The sequence below is a fragment of the Sphingomonas sp. Root720 genome, assembly GCF_001428605.1.
GTDB lineage: Bacteria > Pseudomonadota > Alphaproteobacteria > Sphingomonadales > Sphingomonadaceae > Rhizorhabdus.
In genome coordinates, this window is record NZ_LMID01000010.1 from 138,409 (window position 1) to 159,118 (window position 20,710).

Below are 20,710 nucleotides of genomic sequence, written 5' to 3' on the forward strand. Positions count from 1 at the left end.
CCCCGGCGGCTAAGGACGCCGCCATGGACCATGATGGGAATCCCGAGACGCCCTGGCGTACGGAGGCGCAGGCGCTGCTGTCGCTCGCTCTGCCGCTGGTCCTCGGCAACCTCGGCTGGTCGGCGATCGCGGCGACCGACCTGCTCCTGCTCGGTCGGCTCGGCCCCGACGCGGTCGCGGCGGGATCGCTGGCGCTGAACCTCCATCAGGCCTTCCTGGTGTTCGGCATCGGCCTGACGACCGCCGCCTCCCCGCTGATCGCCAGCGAGCGCGGGCGCCGGCTCCATTCGGTACGAGACATCCGCCGCACCGTGCGCCAGACGATCTGGGCGGCGGCGATGTTCTGCCTGCCCGCCTGGGCCGTGCTGTGGCACAGCGAGGCGATCCTCGTTCTGCTGGGGCAGGATCCCGAGCTGTCCGCACAGGCGGCGCAGCTTGTCCAGAGCCTGCAATGGGGCCTGCTTCCCTATTTCGTCTTCCTCGTCCTGCGGAACTATGTCTCGGCGCTCGAGCGGCCGATGTGGGGCGTGATCGTGACCCTCGCGACAGTGCCGTTCAATGCGCTGGCGGGCTATGTGCTGATCTTCGGCCATCTCGGTTTCCCGGCGATGGGGCTGCACGGTGCCGGGCTCGCCGGCCTGCTCACTTCGATCTTCATGGGGCTGGGCATGGCTCTGGTCGTCAGCCTTCACCGCGTCTTCCGCCGCTATCGTCTGTTCGGCCGCTTCTGGGTGCCCGACTGGCCGCGACTCCAGACGGTGTGGAAGATCGGCCTGCCGATCGCGATCACCGTGGGATGCGAGGTCACCGTGTTCAACGCGGCGGTGTTCCTGATGGGCCTGATCGGTCGCGCGCCGCTCGCCGCCCATGCCGTCGCCGTCCAGATCGCCGCGCTATGCTTCATGGTGCCGATGGGGATCGGTCAGGCGGCCACGGTGCGGGTCGGCTATGCCCATGGCCGCCGCGACCGGGCCGCAATCGGCCGTGCCGGCTGGCTCGCCCTCGGCGTCGGCACCGCGTTCGCGGCCTGCACGGCGACGCTGCTGATCAGCGCGCCGCGCTTCCTGATCGGCGGCTTCATCGATGTCGACCTGCCCGCCAACGCCCAGGTCGTCGATTTCGCCGTCTCCTTCCTGGCGATCGCCGCCCTCTTCCAGCTGGTCGACGCCGCGCAGGCGATCGGCGCGGGCGCCTTGCGCGGGCTGCAGGACACGCGCGTGCCGATGATCTTCGCTGCGATGGGCTATTGGGTGATCGGCATCGGCACCGGCATCCTGCTCGCTTTCCCGATGAAGATGGACGGCGTCGGCATCTGGCTGGGCCTTGCCACCGGCCTCGGCGTCGTCGCGGTCATGCTCGTCTGGCGCTGGTCGCGCCGCGAACGGCTGGGCCTCGTTCCAGCCGCCTGACGGCAAAGCGGCTTTTGCTTGCCTCCCTCCTTCTCTATTGAGACGCCGATATGACCGTTTCCCTTTCCCGTCCCCTCCGCCTCGGCACACGCGGCTCGCCGCTCGCGCTGACCCAGGCCCGCATGGTGATCGCCGCACTTCGAGCCGCCCATGGCTGGGACGAGGATGCCGTCGAGATCGTCGCGATCAAGACCAGCGGCGACCGCATCCAGGATCGCGCGCTGGCCGACGTCGGCGGCAAGGCGTTGTGGACCAAGGAGCTCGACCGCGCGCTGATCGACGGCGAGATCGATTTCGCGGTCCATTCGATGAAGGACGTCGAGACGATTCGCCCGGCAGAGATCGTCATCGCCGCGATGCTGCCCCGCGCCGACGTGCGTGACCGGTTGATCGGCGCGGCCTCGCTGGCCGCGCTACCGCCCGGCGCCCGGGTCGGTACCTCCTCGCCGCGCCGCTCGGCGCAGGTGCGGCGCGCGCGCCCCGATGCCGCGATCGTGCTGTTCCGCGGCAATGTCGACACCCGCCTCGGCAAGCTGGCGGCAGGCGAGGCCGAGGCGACGCTGCTCGCCGGCGCCGGCCTGCTCCGGCTCGGCCGCGACGAGGTCGGCCATCCGGTGCCGGTCGAGGAGATGCTGCCCGCCCCGGCCCAGGGCGCGGTCGGGATCGAGACGCTGGCGACGCGCGAGGATATCCGCGCGCTGCTCGGCGCGATCGATGACGGCCAGACCAACGCCTGCGTGTCGGCCGAGCGCGCGTTGCTCGCGGCCCTCGGTGCCGATTGCCGCTCGCCGGTGGGGGCGCTTGCCGTCCGTTCCGGCGCGGGGCTGCTGCTGCGCGCCGAGATCCTGACCGAGGACGGGAGCGAATGCCGCGCGGGCGAGGCGCTGCTGCTCCGCACCGGGGATGCCGCCGCGCTCGCCCACCGGCTGCTCGAAAGCGCCTCGCCCCGCCTCCGTGCGCTGTTCGCCGGCGCATGAGCCGCGCCCCCCTCCTGATCCTGCGCCCCGAGCCGGGCGCGAGCATGACCGCCAAGCGCGCCTTCGACCAGGGCTGGCGGCCGATCGTCTCGCCGATCTTCCGGATCGAGCCGATCGCCTGGGGATCGCCGCCCGCCACCGACTATGACGCGCTGTTCGTCACCAGCGCCAACGCCGTGCGCCAGGCCGGCAAGGCGGTAACGCCCTATGCCGTGATCCCCGCCTATGCGGTGGGCGACGCCACCGCCCGCGCCCTCAAGGCGGCGGGCTTTACCGATATCCGTACAGGTCGCGGCGACGCCGCGATGATGCTCGAGGCCGCCGCCGAGAACGGCGTTGCCCGCGCGCTGCATCTGGCCGGCGAGGATTATCGCGACGTGGGCCACGACGCGATCGCGATCGACCGGCGCATCGTCTATCGCAGCGCCGCGATCGACAGGTTCGGGGAAAAGGCGCTGGCCGCCCTGCGCGAGGGCGGCGGCGCGGTGCTGCTCCATTCGGGCCGGGCCGCCGAACATTTTGGCCGACTGTGCGACGAGGCCAAGATCGCCCGCCGCCATGTCCGGATAGCCGCTCTGGCCCCCGCCGTGCTGGCCGCCGCTGGCACCGGTTGGCGGGCAGAAATCGCTGCCGACAAGCCCGATGACGCGGCGCTGCTGGCGGCGGCGGCGCGGCTGTGTCAATAAGACGGGCAGAGCAGGAGTAGAGACGAACCCCATGCCCGACCCCGCCCCCGATCGCTCTGGCGCCTATGGCGCACGCCGCCGGTCCATATTGCCGATCCTGCTGACGTTGATCGTCGCGCTGCTGATCGGCATGGGGGCGATGGCGTGGCTGTTCAACCGCTTCGATCAGGTCGCCGAGATCGTCAAGCCGACCGTCCCGGTCATCGTCCCGCCCTCGCCCGAACGGCGTCCCGCGCTGGTCAACATCGCGCCGCCGCCTGCCGCCGACATCGTCCAGACGATCGTCGACCAGCGGATCGACCGCATCGAGGAGAAGGTCGACGACATCGACGAGCGCACCGCCGCCGCCACCAGCGAGGCACACCGCGCCGAGAGGCTGCTGATCGCCTTCGCCGCGCGCCGCGCGATCGATCGGGGGGCGCCGCTCGGCTATCTCGAGGCGGTGCTGCGCGAACGCTTCGGTCGCACCGAGCCGCAGGCGGTAGCCACCGTGATCAGCGCCGGCCGCCAGCCGGTGACGATCGGCGAGCTGCGCGACGGGCTGGAAGCCCTGGGCCCGCGCCTGTCGTCCGCCGCGGACGATGCCGGCTGGTGGGAATCCTTCCGCCGCGAGATGGCCGACCTGGTGGTCATCCGCCGCGCCGACGTCATCTCGAACGCACCGGTCGACCGCTTCGCCCGCGCGCGGAACGACCTGGCCGCCGGCCATGTCGATGCCGCCCTGATCGAGGTCGCCCGCCTGCCCAACCGCAGGATCGCCACCGATTGGATCGCGGAAGCCCGCCGCTACGTCCAGGCCCGCGTTGCGCTCGACCGGATCGAAAGCGCCGCGTTGCTCGAGCCTGCGCCGGCGGTGGTGGCGGAACAGGCTTCAACGGCGCCCTAGTCCATTCCGTCATGCCGGCGCAGGCCGGCACGACGTGGTCGGGCCGTGGCCCTCAGAAATCGACCGCGATGCCCTTCAGCTCCCAGTCGCCATAGCGGGTGGGATCGGGGCCGTCGCGGCCGCCGGCCTCGGGCGTGGCCTTCACCTCTTCGGGCTGCGGCACGGGCGTGTTCGGCGACAGGTGCGCCGGGGGCTTCACATGGGGCGGGCGTTTGCCGGACATCGATCGTTCCTTTCGGCGCCCGCATGATTGAACCGGACGCCCGTTCTCCCCACATTGTCGTGGCAAGGAGCAAAGGCAAGAGATGAACATGCTGAAGACGACGATGCTGCTGGCGGCGCTCACCGCGCTGTTCATGGCACTCGGCTTTACGATCGGCGGAACGGGCGGCGCGATGGTCGCGCTGGTCGTCGCGGCGGGCATGAACCTCTTCACCTTCTGGAACGCCGACAGCATCGTCCTGCGGATGCACGGCGCGCGCGAGGTCGACGCGCGCAACTGCCCCGAATTCGTCGGCCTGGTCGCCGGCCTCGCCCGGCGCGCCAACCTGCCGATGCCGCGCGTCTACATCATCGACAGCGATCATCCGAACGCCTTCGCCACCGGCCGTAACCCGAAGAATGCCGCGGTTGCCGCCACCACCGGCCTGCTCGCGATCCTCGACCGCGACGAGATCGAGGGCGTGATGGCGCACGAACTGGCGCACGTCCGCAACCGCGATACGCTGATCATGACGATGACCGCGACGATCGCCGGTGCGATCTCGATGCTCGCGAATTTCGGCATGTTCTTCGGCGCCGGGCGCGACCGCGACGGGGGCCAGGTGCTGGCGACCATCCTCGCGGTGTTCGTCGCCCCTTTCGCGGCGATGATCGTCCAGATGGCGATCAGCCGCTCGCGCGAATATCAGGCCGACCATGGCGGCGCCGAGATCAGCGGCAAGCCCCGCGCGCTCGCCTCCGCGCTGGCCAAGCTGGCACGCGGTGCGGCGCATATCCCCAATCCCGTCGTCGAGCGGAACCCGGCGGCTGCGGCGCTCTACATCGTGCCCGGCATGAAGCGCGGCGGCGACAGCCTGTTCTCGACCCACCCGGCCACCGAAAACCGCATCGCTCAGCTCGAGATGATCGCCAACGATATGGGCGTGCTGACGGCGTCGCCCGACTTCGCGGCGGTGTCGGCCCCGCGATCGGGCGCGCTTCCTTCGGTGCCGCGCACCGGTCCGCGCACCAAACGGCGCGCCAGTGCGCTGGACCCGCACGGGCGCGGTTAGATCGCCTCCCCCGCCCGTGCGGGAAATGTTCTTTCGGACACATCCCTCGACTTCGCCCGGAATCAAAGGCTAGGGGTTGCGCGTGACTCCTGATCCCACCGGTACCCCCGCCCGCCGCGCGGCGCTGAAGCTGCTCGACGCGGTGCTGCGCCGCGGGCTTCCCCTCGAAGCGGCGATGGACGGCGCATGCGCCGACCTCGACCGCGGCGACGACCGCGCCTTCGCCCATGCCATCGCCGCCGAGGTGCTGCGCCGCACGACCGATCTCGACGCGCTGATCGATGCGGCGACCGAAACCGCACTCCCCGCCGATGCCAAGGCCCGGATGGTGCTGCGGATCGCGCTCGCCCAGGCGCTGGCGCTCGACACGCCGCAGCATGCCGCAATCACGACGGTGCTGCCGCTCGTCGACGGCGGCCCCCGCAAGCTCGTCCATGCCGTCTTCTCGGCGGTGATGCGCGACGGCGGCGCCCTCCCCAGCCCGCCACATCTGCCCCCCGCCATCGCCGAGCGCTGGTCGAAGAGCTGGGGGGCCGACGCGGCCGATGCCGCCCGCCGGTCGCTGGCGGCGCAACCGCCGGTCGACCTCACCCTCAAGCCCGGCGCCGACACCGCCGAATGGACCGGCCGGCTGGATGGCGAAAGCCTGGCCCCCGGCCATGTCCGGATCGCCGCCGGCCGGCGCATCGTCGACCTGCCCGGCTATGACGAGGGCGATTGGTGGGTGCAGGACATCGCCGCATCGATCCCGGCCCGTCTGCTGGGTGCTGGCGACGGGCGCCGCGCGCTCGACCTGTGCGCCGCACCGGGCGGCAAGACGATGCAGCTCGCCGCCGCCGGCTGGACCGTGACCGCGGTCGACATGTCCGAGGCGCGGATGGTGCGGCTGGTCGAGAATCTGGAACGAACCGGCCTCGCCGCCGATCGCCATGTCGCCGATGCCGCCGGCTTCGCCGATGGCGCCCCCTATGACGCGGTGCTGCTCGATGCGCCCTGCTCGGCGACCGGCATCTTCCGCCGCCATCCCGACGTCCTCCACCGCGCCGGGCCGCGCATCGTCACCGACGCGGCGGAGACGCAGGAGACGCTGATCGACCATGCCGCAAGCCTCGTCGCCCCCGGCGGCCGGCTGGTCTATGCCGTCTGCTCGCTCGAAGCCGACGAGGGCGAGCAGATCGCCAAGGCGTTCGTCGCCCGGCATCCCGACTGGCGGATCGATCCGGTCGCCGCCGGGGAGCTGCCGGAAGGCATCGTACCCGACAAGGTCGGCCGGGTCCGGGTGCGCCCCGGCACGCTGGCCGATCGCGGCGGCGCCGACGGCTTCTTCATCGCCCGCTTCCGGCGCGACGGGTAGACATAGTTGGCGGCGCCCACCTTGCCCCTCTCCCGCCACCCCGCTAATCGGAACCGATCATGACCAGTCCCGTCCTCATCTCCCCGTCCATCCTCTCCGCCGACTTCGCCAAGCTGGGCGAGGAGGTCCGCGCGATCGACGAGGCCGGGGCCGACTGGATCCATGTCGACGTGATGGACGGCCATTTCGTCCCGAACATCACGATCGGCCCGGCGGTGGTGAAGGCATTGCGCCCGCACACGGCCAAGCCGTTCGACGTCCACCTGATGATCTCCCCGGTCGACAGCTTTCTCGAGGATTTCGCCAATGCCGGGGCGGACATCATCACCGTCCATCCCGAGGCCGGCCCGCATCTCCACCGCACCATCCAGCGGATCAAGGGTCTCGGCAAGAAGGCCGGCGTCTCGCTCAACCCCGCCACCCCGGCGAAGATGCTCGACTATGTGCTGGAAGAGGTCGACCTCGTCCTGGTGATGAGCGTCAACCCCGGCTTCGGCGGGCAGAGCTTCATCGAGAGCCAGCTGCGCAAGGTCGAGGCGATCCGCAAGATGATCGACAAGACCGGCAAGGATATCCACCTCGAGGTCGATGGCGGCGTCGATGCGAAGACCGCGCCGCGCGTCATCGCGGCCGGCGCCACCGCGCTCGTCGCGGGCACCGCGACCTTCCGGGGCGGCCCGTCCCAATACGCCGCGAACATCGCGGGCCTTCGCCAGGCGTGAGCGACGCGGGATGAGCGACGCGGGCGGGCCCGGCTTCGACGACGGCGTAGAGCCTGGCCGGCGCCTGATCCGGGTCGAGCATGACCGCAGCCATTCGCTGGCCGAACGCCTTGCCGGACGGATTCATGCCCTCTCGTGGCGGACGCCGGTCCACGGCCTGCGGCTGCGCGGCCGTTACCCGCTCAAGCTCTACGACGTGCCGCCCGATCCGATCGAGGGGCTCGTCCGGCTCGGCGGGGCAATGCTCGACGGCGAGATATTGTGGCAGGGCGAAAGCGTCGCGATCGAAAGCTACGACTTCCGGCCCCGTGCGATGTCGACCGCGTTCAGCGATCATCTGCAGAGCTTCGCCTGGCTGCGCGACCTGAGCGCGGCGGGGCCGCGCCAGCGCGTCGCGCCCATCGCCGAGCTGCTCACCAGCCGCTGGCTGGCGGCTTTCGGCAAGCAGATCCACGAGGCCGCCTGGCGGCCCGACCTGTGGGGTCGCCGCATCCTGTTCTGGGGGTGCCACGCGCCACTGATCATGTCGTCGGACGAGCTGCGCGCGCCGGTGCTCAACGCGCTCAACCGCGGCGCCAAGCATCTCGACCGCAGCGCCGACAAGGCCGCTCCCGGCCTGCCGCGCATCGCGGCCTGGGCGGGCGTGATCGCGGCGGGCCTGCTCATCCCCGGCGGCGAACCGCGTCAGTTCTACGGCGAACAGGGGATGGAACGCGCACTCGCCGGCGCGCTCCATGGCGACGGCGGCATCGTCAGCCGCTTGTCGGTCGAGCAGATGGACCTTGTGGCCCTGCTCGCCATGCTGCGCCGCTATTACGAAATGCGCGGTCAACGGCTGCCGGGCCCGATCGGCGATGCGATCGTGCGCGCGGTGCCGCCGCTGCTGGGACTGACGCTGGGTGACGGCGGATTGTCGAGCTGGCAGGGCGCGGCTCCGATCGACGGCGGACGGATCGACGCGATCGTCACCGCATCGGGCGTCCGTGCCCGGCCGCTGCGCCAGTCTCGCGAATGGGGCTATCAGCGGCTGTCGGTCGGCCATAGCCGGATCGTCGCCGATGCGGCCCCCCCTCCGATCTCGCGCTTCGCGACCCACGCCTGCGCATCGACCCTCGGCTTCGAGATGTCGGACGGGCCCTGGCGGCTGATCGTCAATTGCGGCGGCGGCCGGGGCGCCAACAACGCGCTCCACCCCGAGCTCGCGCAGGCGTTGCGCAGCACCGCCGCCCATTCGACCCTGGTGCTGGCCGATAGCAATTCGACCGCGATCCACGCCGACGGCACGCTCGGCAAGGGCGTCACGGAGGTCGAGGTCGACCGGCAGGAGGACATGCACGGCAGCAGCATCGACATGCGCCATGACGGCTATGTCCGCCGCTATGGCTTCAGCCATCGTCGCCGCATCGCCATCGGTGCGGGCGGGCGCGAGGTGCGCGGGCAGGACATGCTACTGCCCGCGGGGCGGCGCACACGCGGCGAAGGCGCCGACTATGCGATCCGCTTCCATCTGGCGCCCGAGGTCGATGTCTCGGCGACCGCCGACGGCAGCGGCGCGCTGTTGCGCATCGCCGGCGGCGCCCTGTGGCGCTTCCGCGTCACGGGCGGCGACGTCGGGATCGAGGACAGCCTGTGGATCGATTCGCGCGGGCGGCCGCAGGCGACGCGTCAACTCGTCATCTCCGGCACCGCGACGGCCGACGGGATCGACGTCAACTGGGTGCTCAGCCGGTCCGAATAGGATCGGTGTCCGGCGCAACCGCATTGCACTGCGCCCGCGGAGGGCGCACATTCCGCGACCAATTTCCTACCGGAGAGGCATAATGCAGCAGCAATCCGTCATCCTCGCCGTCGTCGGCAGCGACCGGCCCGGCCTGACCCGCGCGCTCGCCGACGCGGTCTATGCGGCGGGCGGCAACTGGCTCGAAAGCCATCTGTCGCGGCTCGGCGGAAAATATGTCGGATCGGTGCTCGTCGAACTGCCTGGAGACCGGCTCGGCGAGCTCGAAACTGCCGCGCGGGCGATCGACGCGGTCGGCCTCACCGTCACGATCGTTCCCGCGGCGACCGGGGGCGACCGCGACGGCCGGCCGCTCGGCATCGAGATCGTCGGCCAGGACCGTCCCGGCATCGTCCGCGAGGTGACGACCGTGCTCGCCGGGCTCGACGTCAATATCGAGGATTTCACCAGCGCGATCGAGGGCAGTGCCTGGTCGGGAGCGCCGCTGTTCCGCGGTCGGGCGAAGCTGTTGCTGCCGGCGTCGGTCTCGACCGACCAGGTCCGCGATGCGCTCGAAAGGATCTCGGGCGAGATCATGGTCGACTTCACGATGCAGACAGAGGCGGTCTAAGTCCGGCTCTCCGTCATTTCCGCGACGGCGGAACCCCAGCACATCTTCGTTATGCCAGCGCAGGCTGGCATCTCGTGAGATGAAAAGCCGCACCTTTCCAGAGATGCCAGCCTTCGCTGGCATGACGGGAGGGAGCGATGCGCCAAACTTTCGCGGAATGGCGGTGAAATCCTACCGGGTGGTCCAATGCGCCCCGCGCAGGATCGTCCCGATATCATGGGCCAGTTCCTCGCGAACGCGATCGAGGTCGGCCCGCCGCCCGCCGGTAGCGACGATGCGGATCAGCTTGCCGATGCACAGCGCCTGGAGAACCATCGCCCCGGCCGGGCTCGCCCCCGCCGGATCGAGCTGGCGCAGGATCCGCAGCCAGGCGCGGTTCTGATCCTCGATATGGGCGCGGACGATCGGCCAGAAGCCGGGACGGCGCGCCGCTTCCAGCCGGATCGCCAGGTCGGCGAGGGCGAGCAGGCCGAAGTCGGACGCCTCGCGCCGCAAGATCGCAGCCGTCCGGCGGGCCAATTGGCCCTCGTCGAGCGCGGCGCGATCGAGCCCCGCCAGGCCTTCGCGATAACGCGCCTTGGTGCGTTCGAACAATTCGACCTGAACCTCGCCGATCAGATCCTCGATCGTCGCGAAGTGATAGGTCGGCGCCGCCCGGGTCAGCCCGGCCCGATCGGCGACGGCGCGATAGGTGATGCCCCCGGGGCCCTCGGCCGCCATGATGTCGATCGCGGCGTCGAGGACGCGGCGCCGGGTCTCGGCGGCCTTGCGGCCCTTGCGCGGCGCGATGCGGTCGGATGCGGGCGCGTCGCGGGCGTCCGGCTCCTCGCGCAGCCCGCCGAAGGGCAGCCCCGCCGCTTCCGCCTCGTCCAGCCCGAGCGGCAGGATCACGAAGAACAGGCCGATGCACAGGTCGAGCCCGGAACGCGCCACTCGCTCGCTGTCGGCGATACCCGACAGCGCGGCGATGTCGAGCCACAGGTCGTGGACCCGGTCGAACCAGGAGCGCGCCAGGCGCCGCGTGGCGTCGCGCCGGGCCGCGTCGAGCATGATTTCGCACCAGGCGAGCGTACCGAAGCGGTGCCCGCCCGCGACATTGACGAGGAGGCGGGCGAAGAAGTCGCGAAAATCGATGCTCGGCCCGCCGCGATGGCGCGCCGCCACATGCCCGAACGACGCCACATAATGCTGAAGCAACTGGTTCGACGCCTCGGCGACGATGTCGGCCTTGGCCTCGAAATAATAGGTGGTCGCCGCCAGCGACACGCCCGCGCGGTCCGCGACCATCTTGTGCGTCACCTCGGCCAGCCCCCGCTCGCCGATCACGGCAATCGCCGCGTCGGCGATCTCCTGCTGGCGATGCGCGGAGCGCTTCTGCCGGGTGACGCGCATCCGGGCGGCCCCCGGATCGCCCGGAGCCTTCCGATTGCGCGGCGTTCGAATGACGGGTTCCCGGTGCGACACCCGCGCCTTCTATCCGCACGACGCCGCGCTTGGGAATATTGCGTATGTCGCCACGCACCGGAGCGAGCCATCGTCGGCGAGGAAAGCGAGGCGGGCTGATGTACAGGGATGCGAATGTCGAGGAAGCACCGGTCGCGGGTCGGGCGGCCAGCCTGCCCTCGTCCTGCGCCGACTGCCGGGTGCGGGCGTCGGCGATATGCTGTGCGCTCGACGACAGTGGGCTCACCGCGCTGAGCCGCCTCGGCCGGCGGATCACGCTTACCGCGGGGCAGGCGCTGCTGTGGGAAGGCGGTGAGGCGGTCACGGTGGGCAACGTCCTGTCGGGCATTCTCAAACTGTCGACAATGACCGGCGACGGGCGCGAACAGATCGTCGGCATCGTCTACCCGTCCGACTTCATCGGTCGGCCCTTCGGCAAGGACAGTCCGCACAGCGTGACCGCACTGACCGACGCGTCGCTGTGCGTCTTCGGCCGCAGCGCGTTCGACCGTTTCGCGCGCGAGCACGAGGCGATCGGCCATGCCCTGCTCGAACGGACGCTGGCCGAGCTCGACCGCGCGCGCCACTGGATGCTCCTTCTCGGCCGCAAGGCGGCGGGTGAACGAGTTGCCAGCCTGATCGTCGAGATCGCCGACCGGGCCGGCGGGGGGCCGAGCGTCGAACTTCCCTTGTCGCGCCAGCAGATGGCCGACGTGCTCGGCCTGACGATCGAGACGGTCAGCCGCTCGCTGACCCGCCTGAAGCGTGCCGGGATTATCTCGCTGCCCGGCCTGCGGCGGCTGACCATCGAACAACCCGACCGGCTGCGTGCCATCGCCTCGGGCTGACGATTGACCAACCAAGCGATTGGTTTTAGACACTCCATGTCGTGGCGCAAGGCAGCCCGGGGGCGGATGCGCGCGGCAGGGAGGGACGACATGATCAGCTATGTGACGATCGGGGTGGACTCGATCGCAGCCGCGCTGCCCTTCTACGACGCGGTCATGGCGGTGCTGGGTCATGAGCGCGTCTTCCTGACCGACACATGGATCGGCTACGGACTGGCCGACGGAATCTACATGCCCAAGGTCTGGGTGTGCATGCCCGAGAACGGCAAGCCCGCGACGGTGGGCAACGGATCGATGGTCGGCCTGCATGCCGCGAGCCCCGAGATCGTCGACCGCGCCCATGCGGCAGGCCTCGCGAACGGCGGCACCGACGAGGGCGCTCCCGGCCGCCGCTCGCGCTATCATCCGGGCTATTATATCGGCTATTTGCGCGACCCCGCGGGCAACAAGCTTTCCGCCTTCTGCAACACCGACGTCTTTGCGGAGCCCGAGCCCTGGCCGAAGGCGGCGACCCGGCGCGCGCCGCTCGGCTGATATCGCCAACACGCCCGCAAGCCTGTATCCCGGCCTGGGACGATCCCGGGAACAGGGGGGAGAGGTTGATGAACGACGTGACGGGCGCGGACCTGCCGAAACACCATGGCGCCACCCAGAACGAGAAGCTGGTGATCGCCGCCTCGTCGCTCGGCACCGTGTTCGAATGGTATGACTTCTACCTCTACGGCCTGCTCGCCACCTTCATCAGCAGCCAGTTCTTCTCGGGCGTCAACGAGACGACCGGCTTCATCCTCGCGCTGGGCGCCTTCGCCGCCGGATTCGCGGTGCGCCCGTTCGGCGCTCTCGTCTTCGGGCGGATCGGCGATCTGGTCGGCCGCAAGAATACCTTCCTGGTGACGATGGCGATCATGGGCCTGTCGACCTTCGCGGTCGGCCTGCTGCCCTCCTACGGCCAGATCGGAGTCGCGGCGCCGATCATCCTCGTCGGGCTGCGGCTGCTCCAGGGCCTGGCGCTGGGCGGCGAATATGGCGGGGCAGCCACCTATGTCGCCGAACATGCGCCCAACGACCGGCGCGGGCTCTATACCAGCTGGATCCAGACGACAGCGACGCTCGGCCTGTTCGCGGCGCTGCTGGTGGTGATCGGCGTGCGCTTCCTGATGGGCGAGGAGACCTTCGCGGCCTGGGGCTGGCGCGTGCCTTTCCTCGTCTCGATGCTTCTGCTGGCGGTATCGATGTGGATCCGCCTGCAGCTCGCCGAAAGCCCCGTCTTCCAGAAGATGAAGGACGAGGGGACGACCTCCAAGGCGCCGCTGACCGAAGCGTTCGGCCGCTGGGGCAACCTTCGATGGGTGCTGGTCGCGCTGTTCGGCGCGGTCGCGGGGCAGGCGGTGGTCTGGTACACTGGCCAGTTCTACGCGCTGTTCTTCCTCGAGAAGACGCTGAAGGTCGACGGTGCCACCACCAACATCCTGACCGCCATCGCGCTCGCCATCGCCACTCCCGCCTTCGTATTCTTCGGCTGGCTGTCGGACCGGATCGGGCGCAAGCCGATCATCCTGACAGGCTGCGCGCTCGCCGCGATCGGCTATTTCCCGCTGTTCGGCGCGCTGACCGTCGCCGCCAACCCCGCCCTCGCCCGCGCCCAGCAAACCGCGCCGGTCGAAGTGGTCGCGCATGGCGACGAATGTTCGGTGCAGTTCGATCCGATCGGCAAGAACCGGTTCGACGGCCGCAGCTGCGACATCGCCAAGGCGTTCCTCGCCAAGGGCGGCGTCAGCTACCGCAGCGTCGAGGCACCGGCAGGTGCGATCGCGCAGATCCGCATCGGCGGGCGTACGATCGCCGCGCCCGATCCCGCCACCGTCACGGGGGAAGCGCGCGCGGACGCGATCAAGGCCTTCCAGGACGAGGCTGGCGCGGCGCTCGAGGCCGCGGGCTATCCGGACAAGGCCGACCCGGCAGCAATCGACAAGCCCATGGTGGTGGCGATCCTGACCGCGCTCGTGCTGTTGGTGACGATGGTCTACGGCCCGATCGCGGCGCTACTGGTCGAACTGTTCCCGAGCCGCATCCGCTATACCTCGATGTCGCTGCCCTATCATATCGGCAACGGCTGGTTCGGTGGCTTCCTGCCGACGATCGTCTTCGCGATGGTCGCGGCGACCGGCAATATCTATCACGGCCTCTGGTATCCGGTCATCGTCGCGGCCCTGACCGTGGTGATCGGGCTGGTCGCCCTGCCGGAGACCCACCGGCGCGATATCGACCAGTGAGGGGCGGCGGCGAACGCTCTAGGCGGCCTTCTTCGCCGCGCAGGCGGCGACGATCGGGGCGGGGTCGAAATAATAGGGCTTGATCTCACACAGCCTGCCGTCACGGAAGCGGAACATCTCGCACAGCTCGGCGGGCGGCAGCGCGGGATCGGCGAAGCGGAAGATCAGGATCGTCACCGCATGGTCGCCGCCGACCGTGGTCTGGATGCGGTCGAGCGCGGCCACGTCCATCATGCCCATCACCTTGGTGTACAGCTCGCGCAGCGCGTTGGGGCCGCGATAGGTGCCGGCCATAGGCAATGTGTCCGCCTCGACCACCACGAAGTCGTCGGTCAGCATCGAGGCCGCTTTGTCCCAATCGCCCGTGCCGGTGGCGGCATAGAGATCGTCGATGAAGCGTTCGATCTGCTGCGGCGTCATGCTCATGCCCGGTCTCCTCTTCCGCTCGCGGTTTTCGTCCAATCGGCGGGGGACGAAAGCTAGCGATATGACTAGCCTGGTCCGCGCGCCGCCGACGCTATGAGGGCCGGTGACAGCCGCCCGCGATCGATGCATGATCGGCCGCGCACGGAATAAGACAGAGGGTGCAGGTGAGCGACAACTGGCAACCGCTGATCGCGGAGAGCGAATTTCCCGAGGACGGCAAGCTCGCGGCGCGGCTGGCCGGCTGGTACGTGCTGATCGGTCGCGGCGAGGATGGGTTCCATGCCGTCAACGACCGCTGCACCCACCAGGCCTCGCTGCTGTCGAGCGGGCGCATCCGGCGCGGCGCGATCATGTGCCCCCTGCATGGCGCGCGCTTCGAGCTGGCGACCGGCCGCTGCCTGGGCGGCGCCTATAAGGACCTGCGGCAGTTCCCGGTGCGGATCGAAGCGGGCATGATCGAGGTCGAGGTTCCCGACAGCCCGCCCGGCATGGACGAGATACCGGTCAGCGTGTGACCCTCGCCATTCCCACAGGTTCGCAGCGCGCACGGGGCGGCTAGTCTCGACGCCAAAGCAGCGAGGAGAGACCATATGCCCTTCACCGGCCCCGCCGAAGACCGGCTCGCCCTGCGCGAGTTGCTCGAGACCTATGCCGACGCGGTGACCCGCAACGATGCCGACGCATGGGGCGCGACCTGGGCGGAGCAGGCCGAATGGTCGCTGCCCGATTATCCCGAGCTGGGCACCACGCGCGGCCGCCCGGCGATCGTCGCGATGTGGGTCGAGGCGATGAAGCACTATCCCGGCATCATGTTCGAGGCCTGGCCCGGGTCGATCGAGATCGATGGCGACCGCGCCGTCATGCGCAGCTATACCTCCGAGGTCTATGACCAGCAGGGCGCCACCAAGCGCGACCGCGGCGTCTATGAGGACGTCTGCGTGCGGATCGACGGCCGCTGGCTGTTCCAGCGCCGCACCTTCCGCAACATCCATCGTCAGGGTTGATCGCACGTCATGACCGTCAACCGCTTCTGGCGCCTCGACAGCCGCCCCCAGGGCCAGGACTTCGCCGCCGCGCTCAGCTTCCAGCAGGAGGAGCTCGCCCCGCTCGGCGCGGGCGAGGTCCGCATCCGCAACCAGTATCTGTCGATGGACGCGGGCACGCGCATGTGGATGAGCGCGCGCACCGACGGCTATCAGCCGCCGCTGCCGCTGGGCGCGAAGATGGCCGGCCTCGGCGTCGGCCGGATCACCGAAAGCCGCGATCCGCGCTTCCCGGAAGGGGCGCTGGCGCGCTGCTTCGGGCAATGGGCCGACTACACCACCGTCCCCGCCGATGGCGCCAGCCTCGCCGTGCTGGATGAAGGCGTGGGCGATCCGCGCCACCATATCGGCGCGCTCGGCATGAACGGTTGGACCGCGCTGGTCGGCGTGCGCGAGACGGCGGCGATCCGGCCGGGCGAATGGATCGCCGTGTCCGCGGCCGCCGGGGCGACAGGCAGTCTCGCCTGCCAGATCGCCCGCAACCTGGGCGCCCGGGTGATCGGCATCGCCGGCGGACCGGAAAAGGCCGCTTTCCTGCGGGAGAAGATCGGGGTCGACGTGGCGATCGACTACCGCAACCAGGATGTCTCGGCGGAGATCGCCCGGATCGAGGGTGGGGTGAACGCCTATTTCGACAATGTCGGCGTGCCGCTGCTCGACGCAGTGATGCCGCACATGGCGCTGCACGGCCGCATCGCGGTCTGCGGGCTGGTGGCGACCTACGACAGCGAAACACCGCTGCCCGGCCCCGCCGCCTTCGACCAGGTGCTGATGAAGCGGCTGCGGATCGAAGGCTTCTTCCTGCCCGACCATCTCGACCGCGCCGATGAGTTCTTCGCCACGCTGCGCAACTGGGTCGGTGAGGGCAGCCTGTTCGTGCCGTTCGACGAGACCGAGGGGCTTGAGAATGTCCTGACGGGCTATGCCCGAATGCTGACCGGCCGCAACATCGGCAAGGTCGTCGTCAAGGTAGCCTGATGCCGGCGATCCGCCACCACGCACCGATCCAGTGCCTGGTGGCGGTGCGCGGCCATCCGTTCGATCGCACCGCCTTCGACGCCGTCTTCCAGGCGATGGACGGCATATCGGCGACGATGGTCGACCAGCCGGCGGCGGCGCGGCTGATGAATCCCGATGGGATGCGCGGCTTCGATGCGCTCGTCCTCTACGACATGCCGGGCCTCGATTTCGATGCGCCCGGCGACCCGCCCGCCCATCTCGACCCCGGTCCCGAGCTGCGGGCCGGCTTCCGCGCCCTGCTCGAGCAAGGAACGGGGATCGTCGCGCTCCATCATGCGCTCGCCGGCTGGCCCGCCTGGGTCGACTATGGCGAATGGCTGGGCGGCCGCTTCCTCTATCATCCGGGCGAGGTCCGGGGCCGGACGGTGTCCGACAGCGGCTACCGCCATGGCGTCGCCCATGCGATCGAGCTGGTCGCCGACCATCCCGTCACCGCCGGCCTGCCGTCGCGCTTCACGCTGACCGACGAGCTCTATCTTGCCGAGGTGTTCGAGGACGGCCTGACCCCGCTGCTCCGCTCGAACGCCTGCTTCGATCGCGACCATTTCTGGTCGGCCGAGCTCGCGGTGCGCGGGCGCATGCACGACCGCGAAGGCTGGGACCATCCGCCCGGATCGAACCTGGTCGGCTGGGCGAAGCAGGCCGAGGCGAGCCGGCTCGTCTATCTCCAGCCCGGCGACGGGCCGTCCGCCTATGACGATCCGAACTATCGCCGTCTGGTCGAAAACGCGATCCGCTGGGTCGCAACGGGAGCGGCGGCGCCCTAGAACAATCGCCGCTCCCCGCATTCCGCTCGCTACTGCGCCGTCATACCGCCATCGACGACGAACTCGCCGCCAGTGATGTACTTGGCCTCGTCGGAGGCGAGGAACAGGTTCATGTTGGCGACGTCGTCGGGCTCGCCGAGGAAGCCCATCGGTACCAGCGCGACGGTGGAGTCGTAATTGGCGGCATTGTCCTCCTGCGCCACGCCCTGCATGTTGGTCAGGATCATGCCCGGATGGACGGTGTTGACCCGGATCAACTCACGCGCGGTTTCGACCGCGACCGCCTTGCTGAAGATGCGGACACCCCCCTTCGACGCGGCATAGGCGCCGCAGGCGGGCACGCCCAGCAGGCCGGCGACCGACGAGATGTTGATGATCGAACCGCCCTTGCCGGTCTTGCGCATCGCCGCCACCGCGCGGCGGGTGCCGTAATAGACGCTGTTGAGATTGACGTCGTTCTGCAGTTTCCAGTCCTCGGTCGTCAGGTCGGCGATCGGCCGAAGCACGGCGATGCCGGCATTGTTGACGAGGATGTCCAGCCGGCCATGCCGGCCGTCGATCGCCGCCATGACGCGGTCCCAATCGGCCTCGCTGGTGACGTCATGGCCGTGCGCCTCGGCCTGCCCGCCGGCCTCGCGGATCGCGGCCGCGATCGCTTCGGCCCCGGCCGCGTCGCGGTCGCTGACATGGACGAACGCGCCCTCTTGCGCGAAGCGGTGCGCGGTCGCGCTCCCGAGCCCCGGCACCGAGGCGCCTCCGGTGATGAGCGCGATCTTACCTTTCAGGCGTCCCATGACAGTCTCCATCAAAAAATCGGGGCGCATCCGATGCCGGACGCGCCCCAGGAAAGATCAACAAGGGGAGTTGATCAGAACTTGACCCCTAGGGTCGCGCCATAGGTGCGCGGCTCGCGGGCCGAGGCGAAGGAGAAGAGCCCCGCCACGGTGAATGCCGCCGTGGTGCCGCGGTCGTCGAGCAGGTTGCGCCCGAACAGCGTCAGATAGGCATCGGTACCCGACATCTTGAAATTGGCGGTCAGGCTGGCGTCGAGCAGGTTCTGCGTGTCGGTCCGGACGCGCGGGTCATTGCCGTTGACGATGACCGGACCGGTGTTGAAATTGCCGGTGAGCGGGCCGGTCGAGATCTGCTGGTCATAAGGGCTGATGTGGCGCAGCCCGGTCGAGGCCACCATGCTGCCGAAGCTCGTCGGCAAGCTATATTCGGCACCCACCGACCCGCTGAACTTCGGCGAGTAGATCGGCCGATTGCGCGAATAGTCGAAGGGGACGAGCACGCCCGTCGGCGAGATGTTGCCGGCGAGGAAGGTCTTGAAGTCGGCATCGAGCAGACCCATCGTCCCGGTGAGCTTGAGCCCTTCGGCTGGCCGGATGGTAACGTCGAGCTCGAGACCCTTGATCGTCGCGCGGCCGACATTGGAGGTGATCGTCTGGTTGCCGGTCGGGCCGCCGGGGATCGTCGTGTTCTGCTGCAGGTCCTTGTACTTGGACAGGAAGGCCGCGACGTTGAACTGCAGCACCCGGTCGAACAGGTCGAGCTTGCTGCCGACCTCGTAGCTGTCGACCGTCTCCGGGCCGAACGGTGTGCTCGCCGTCGCGGCGGTCGCCGCGCGCGGGCTGAAACCGCCCGAACGATAGCCGCGCGACCAGCTGGCATAGAGCATCGTCTGGTCGTTGGGCCGGAAATCGACGCCGATCTTGGGGGTGAACTTCTTGAAGCTGGCATCCCCCTGTCCGACCAGGCCCGTCGTTGCGAAGCTGTTGGTCAGCTTCTTCTGGTCATGCGTGTAACGACCGCCGAAGGACAGGCGCCAGCGATCGGCGAAGGCCCAGTTGAAGTCGCCGAACCCCGCATAGGATTCGGTGCGGCCCCGCACGGTTTGCGCATTGGTATCGAACACGCGCGGATCGATCGCGTCGTTGAGCCCGAAAACCCGGGTCCACTGCGTCAGGCTGTAGCGGGAATTGAAGTAGAAGCCGCCGACGACATAGTCGAAATTATCGCCAAGATCGCCGGAGAAGCGCAGCTCCTGGCTCCACTGCCGGTAACGCTGTTGGCGATATACATAATAGAGATCGGTGGTCGACGCATCGAAGTCCTGCGTCTGGCGCTCCTTCGATTTGCGCCAGCCGGTGATCGAGGTGATCTTCACCGCTCCGGCGTCGTAGTTCAACTCCAGCGTCGCGGCCGGCGCGCTGTAATAGCTCGTCGCCGGGGAGCCGAACACCGTGTAGAGATCGCCGGTGGTGTTCCGGTTGCACTGGTCGGCGGGCTCGAGCCCGCAGAACGCTTCGCCGGTCTGGGTGATATTCGAGTTGACGACGTCGAACTTCTGGTTCTGCTTCTCGACGGTCAGCAGCGCGCTGAAATCGCTGTCGGTCGGCCTCAGCAGCACCGAGACGCCGTAATTGTCGCTGTTCGATCCGCCGGCGCGCTTGCCGGTGATTCCGTGGCGATAGAAGCCGTCGGATTCATTGTGGAAGAAGAAGCCCTTCACGCCCACCGTCTCGCCGTTGCCGGCATTGACGACGGCGCGGGTCGACCAGCTGTTGAACTTGCCATAGGACGCCTCGACCTTGCCGCCGAACTCCATCGTCGGGCGCGAGCGGGTGATGTTGATCACGCCGCCGATCGTGTTGCGGCCGAACAGCGTGCCTTGCGGGCCGCGCAGCACCTCGATCTGCTCGATATCGAAGAAGTCGAGCAACTGGCCGGTGTTGGTGCCGATGAAGACGCCGTCGATGACGACGCCGACGGTCGGCTCCTGCGACTTCTCGATATCGGCATAGGTCAGGCCGCGGATCGAGAGGTTCGCCGCCTGGGCGCCCGAGTTCTGCTGGGTGATGAGAAGGTTCGGCGCCGCGCCCTGCAGGTCGCCGATATTGGTCGATGCCTTGTTCTCGAGCATCGCCGCATTGATCGCGGTGATCGCGACCGGCGTGTCCTGCAGCGATTCCGCACGCCGGCGGGCCGACACGATGATTTCGTTGGCGTCGCTGGTGACCGTCTCGTCCGCCTCGGGACCGCCGGTCGCCTGTGCGAACACCGGCGCCGAAAGCCCACCCAGCGAAGTTGTCACGAAAGCAGCCAACATGGCACGACGCATGGCAGTTCGCCGCATCTTAATCCTCCCCATGTATAGGGCATCGCGTCTCTACCGATGCCTGCGATCTCAATTTATACTTTCGCCGGCAGAACCATACTGCGACTTTTCAC

General features: G+C 69.1%; 21 protein-coding genes. 16 read left to right on the forward strand and 5 right to left on the reverse strand.

The window, feature by feature from the left end:
* The first annotated feature begins 23 nt into the window (after positions 1–23).
* From ASE22_RS08015 to ASE22_RS08030, 4 genes are read left to right on the forward strand one after another with little or no spacing between them, the layout of a single operon-like run.
* A complete protein-coding gene (locus ASE22_RS08015; RefSeq protein ID WP_056357218.1) occupies positions 24–1,409 on the forward strand; it encodes an MATE family efflux transporter in 1,386 nt (461 codons plus the stop codon).
* A 50-nt stretch (positions 1,410–1,459) separates the two neighbouring features.
* Positions 1,460–2,386: a hydroxymethylbilane synthase gene (gene hemC / locus ASE22_RS08020; protein ID WP_056357221.1), complete on the forward strand. Its 927-nt coding sequence runs from the start codon at positions 1,460–1,462 to the stop codon at positions 2,384–2,386.
* Positions 2,383–3,072, forward strand: coding sequence for a uroporphyrinogen-III synthase (locus tag ASE22_RS08025; RefSeq protein ID WP_056357224.1), 690 nt, complete (start codon positions 2,383–2,385; stop codon positions 3,070–3,072). Before hemC ends, ASE22_RS08025 begins: the two co-directional genes overlap by 4 nt.
* A 31-nt stretch (positions 3,073–3,103) precedes the next feature.
* Positions 3,104–3,958: a hypothetical protein gene (locus ASE22_RS08030; protein ID WP_056357228.1), complete on the forward strand. Its 855-nt coding sequence runs from the start codon at positions 3,104–3,106 to the stop codon at positions 3,956–3,958.
* Positions 3,959–4,010: 52 nt separating this feature from the next.
* On the opposite strand, the gene ASE22_RS26150 is transcribed toward ASE22_RS08030, so the two are convergent.
* Complete coding sequence (locus ASE22_RS26150) at positions 4,011–4,181, reverse strand: DUF1674 domain-containing protein (RefSeq protein ID WP_082545836.1); 171 nt, start codon at positions 4,179–4,181, stop codon at positions 4,011–4,013.
* A gap of 82 nt (positions 4,182–4,263) precedes the next feature.
* On the opposite strand from ASE22_RS26150, the gene htpX reads away from it, so the two are divergent.
* From htpX to ASE22_RS08055, 5 genes are all read left to right on the forward strand, one after another.
* Positions 4,264–5,232, forward strand: a complete 969-nt coding sequence (htpX, locus tag ASE22_RS08035; protein ID WP_056357231.1) for a zinc metalloprotease HtpX — start codon at positions 4,264–4,266, stop codon at positions 5,230–5,232.
* An 82-nt stretch (positions 5,233–5,314) separates the two neighbouring features.
* A complete protein-coding gene (locus ASE22_RS08040; protein WP_082545867.1) occupies positions 5,315–6,586 on the forward strand; it encodes an RsmB/NOP family class I SAM-dependent RNA methyltransferase in 1,272 nt (423 codons plus the stop codon).
* 59 nt (positions 6,587–6,645) lie between these two features.
* Positions 6,646–7,308 (forward strand): ribulose-phosphate 3-epimerase, encoded by a 663-nt coding sequence (gene rpe, locus ASE22_RS08045; RefSeq protein WP_056357237.1) that lies wholly within the window; start codon positions 6,646–6,648, stop codon positions 7,306–7,308.
* 10 nt (positions 7,309–7,318) lie between these two features.
* Positions 7,319–9,046 (forward strand): heparinase II/III family protein, encoded by a 1,728-nt coding sequence (locus ASE22_RS08050; protein WP_056357239.1) that lies wholly within the window; start codon positions 7,319–7,321, stop codon positions 9,044–9,046.
* Positions 9,047–9,128: 82 nt separating this feature from the next.
* On the forward strand, positions 9,129–9,656 hold the full coding sequence (locus ASE22_RS08055; protein ID WP_056357241.1) for a glycine cleavage system protein R: 528 nt from the start codon (positions 9,129–9,131) through the stop codon (positions 9,654–9,656).
* 171 nt (positions 9,657–9,827) lie between these two features.
* Here ASE22_RS08055 and ASE22_RS08060 read toward each other — a convergent pair whose 3' ends face one another.
* Positions 9,828–11,048 (reverse strand): TetR/AcrR family transcriptional regulator, encoded by a 1,221-nt coding sequence (locus ASE22_RS08060; RefSeq protein WP_056357244.1) that lies wholly within the window; start codon positions 11,046–11,048, stop codon positions 9,828–9,830.
* Positions 11,049–11,218: 170 nt separating this feature from the next.
* Between ASE22_RS08060 and ASE22_RS08065 the strand changes: the two genes are divergently transcribed.
* The 3 genes from ASE22_RS08065 to ASE22_RS08075 all read left to right on the forward strand — a co-directional run bounded on the left by ASE22_RS08065 (position 11,219) and on the right by ASE22_RS08075 (position 14,220).
* Positions 11,219–11,947 (forward strand): Crp/Fnr family transcriptional regulator, encoded by a 729-nt coding sequence (locus ASE22_RS08065; RefSeq protein WP_056357247.1) that lies wholly within the window; start codon positions 11,219–11,221, stop codon positions 11,945–11,947.
* 36 nt (positions 11,948–11,983) lie between these two features.
* On the forward strand, positions 11,984–12,481 hold the full coding sequence (locus ASE22_RS08070; protein ID WP_235538149.1) for a VOC family protein: 498 nt from the start codon (positions 11,984–11,986) through the stop codon (positions 12,479–12,481).
* Between the two features lie 68 nt (positions 12,482–12,549).
* Complete coding sequence (locus ASE22_RS08075) at positions 12,550–14,220, forward strand: MFS transporter (RefSeq protein WP_056357253.1); 1,671 nt, start codon at positions 12,550–12,552, stop codon at positions 14,218–14,220.
* 18 nt (positions 14,221–14,238) lie between these two features.
* Here ASE22_RS08075 and ASE22_RS08080 read toward each other — a convergent pair whose 3' ends face one another.
* Positions 14,239–14,646 carry a nuclear transport factor 2 family protein gene (locus ASE22_RS08080; RefSeq protein WP_321163669.1) on the reverse strand — a complete coding sequence of 136 codons (408 nt, stop codon included), beginning with the start codon at positions 14,644–14,646 and terminating at the stop codon, positions 14,239–14,241.
* Positions 14,647–14,810: 164 nt separating this feature from the next.
* On the opposite strand from ASE22_RS08080, the gene ASE22_RS08085 reads away from it, so the two are divergent.
* From ASE22_RS08085 to ASE22_RS08100, 4 genes are all read left to right on the forward strand, one after another.
* Positions 14,811–15,161, forward strand: a complete 351-nt coding sequence (locus ASE22_RS08085; RefSeq protein ID WP_056358678.1) for a Rieske (2Fe-2S) protein — start codon at positions 14,811–14,813, stop codon at positions 15,159–15,161.
* A gap of 75 nt (positions 15,162–15,236) precedes the next feature.
* Entirely contained in the window at positions 15,237–15,650 is a 414-nt protein-coding gene (locus ASE22_RS08090; protein ID WP_056357256.1) for a nuclear transport factor 2 family protein, read from the forward strand.
* A 9-nt stretch (positions 15,651–15,659) separates the two neighbouring features.
* The gene (locus tag ASE22_RS08095; RefSeq protein WP_056357259.1) at positions 15,660–16,667 is read left to right on the forward strand and encodes an NADP-dependent oxidoreductase; all 1,008 of its coding nucleotides are present in this window, start codon (positions 15,660–15,662) and stop codon (positions 16,665–16,667) included.
* Positions 16,667–17,476: a ThuA domain-containing protein gene (locus ASE22_RS08100; RefSeq protein ID WP_056357261.1), complete on the forward strand. Its 810-nt coding sequence runs from the start codon at positions 16,667–16,669 to the stop codon at positions 17,474–17,476. Before ASE22_RS08095 ends, ASE22_RS08100 begins: the two co-directional genes overlap by 1 nt.
* A 29-nt stretch (positions 17,477–17,505) precedes the next feature.
* Here ASE22_RS08100 and ASE22_RS08105 read toward each other — a convergent pair whose 3' ends face one another.
* Positions 17,506–18,270, reverse strand: a complete 765-nt coding sequence (locus tag ASE22_RS08105) for an SDR family NAD(P)-dependent oxidoreductase (protein WP_056357264.1) — start codon at positions 18,268–18,270, stop codon at positions 17,506–17,508.
* 74 nt (positions 18,271–18,344) lie between these two features.
* The gene (locus ASE22_RS08110; RefSeq protein WP_235538150.1) at positions 18,345–20,588 is read right to left on the reverse strand and encodes a TonB-dependent receptor; all 2,244 of its coding nucleotides are present in this window, start codon (positions 20,586–20,588) and stop codon (positions 18,345–18,347) included.
* Positions 20,589–20,710 lie beyond the last annotated feature (122 nt).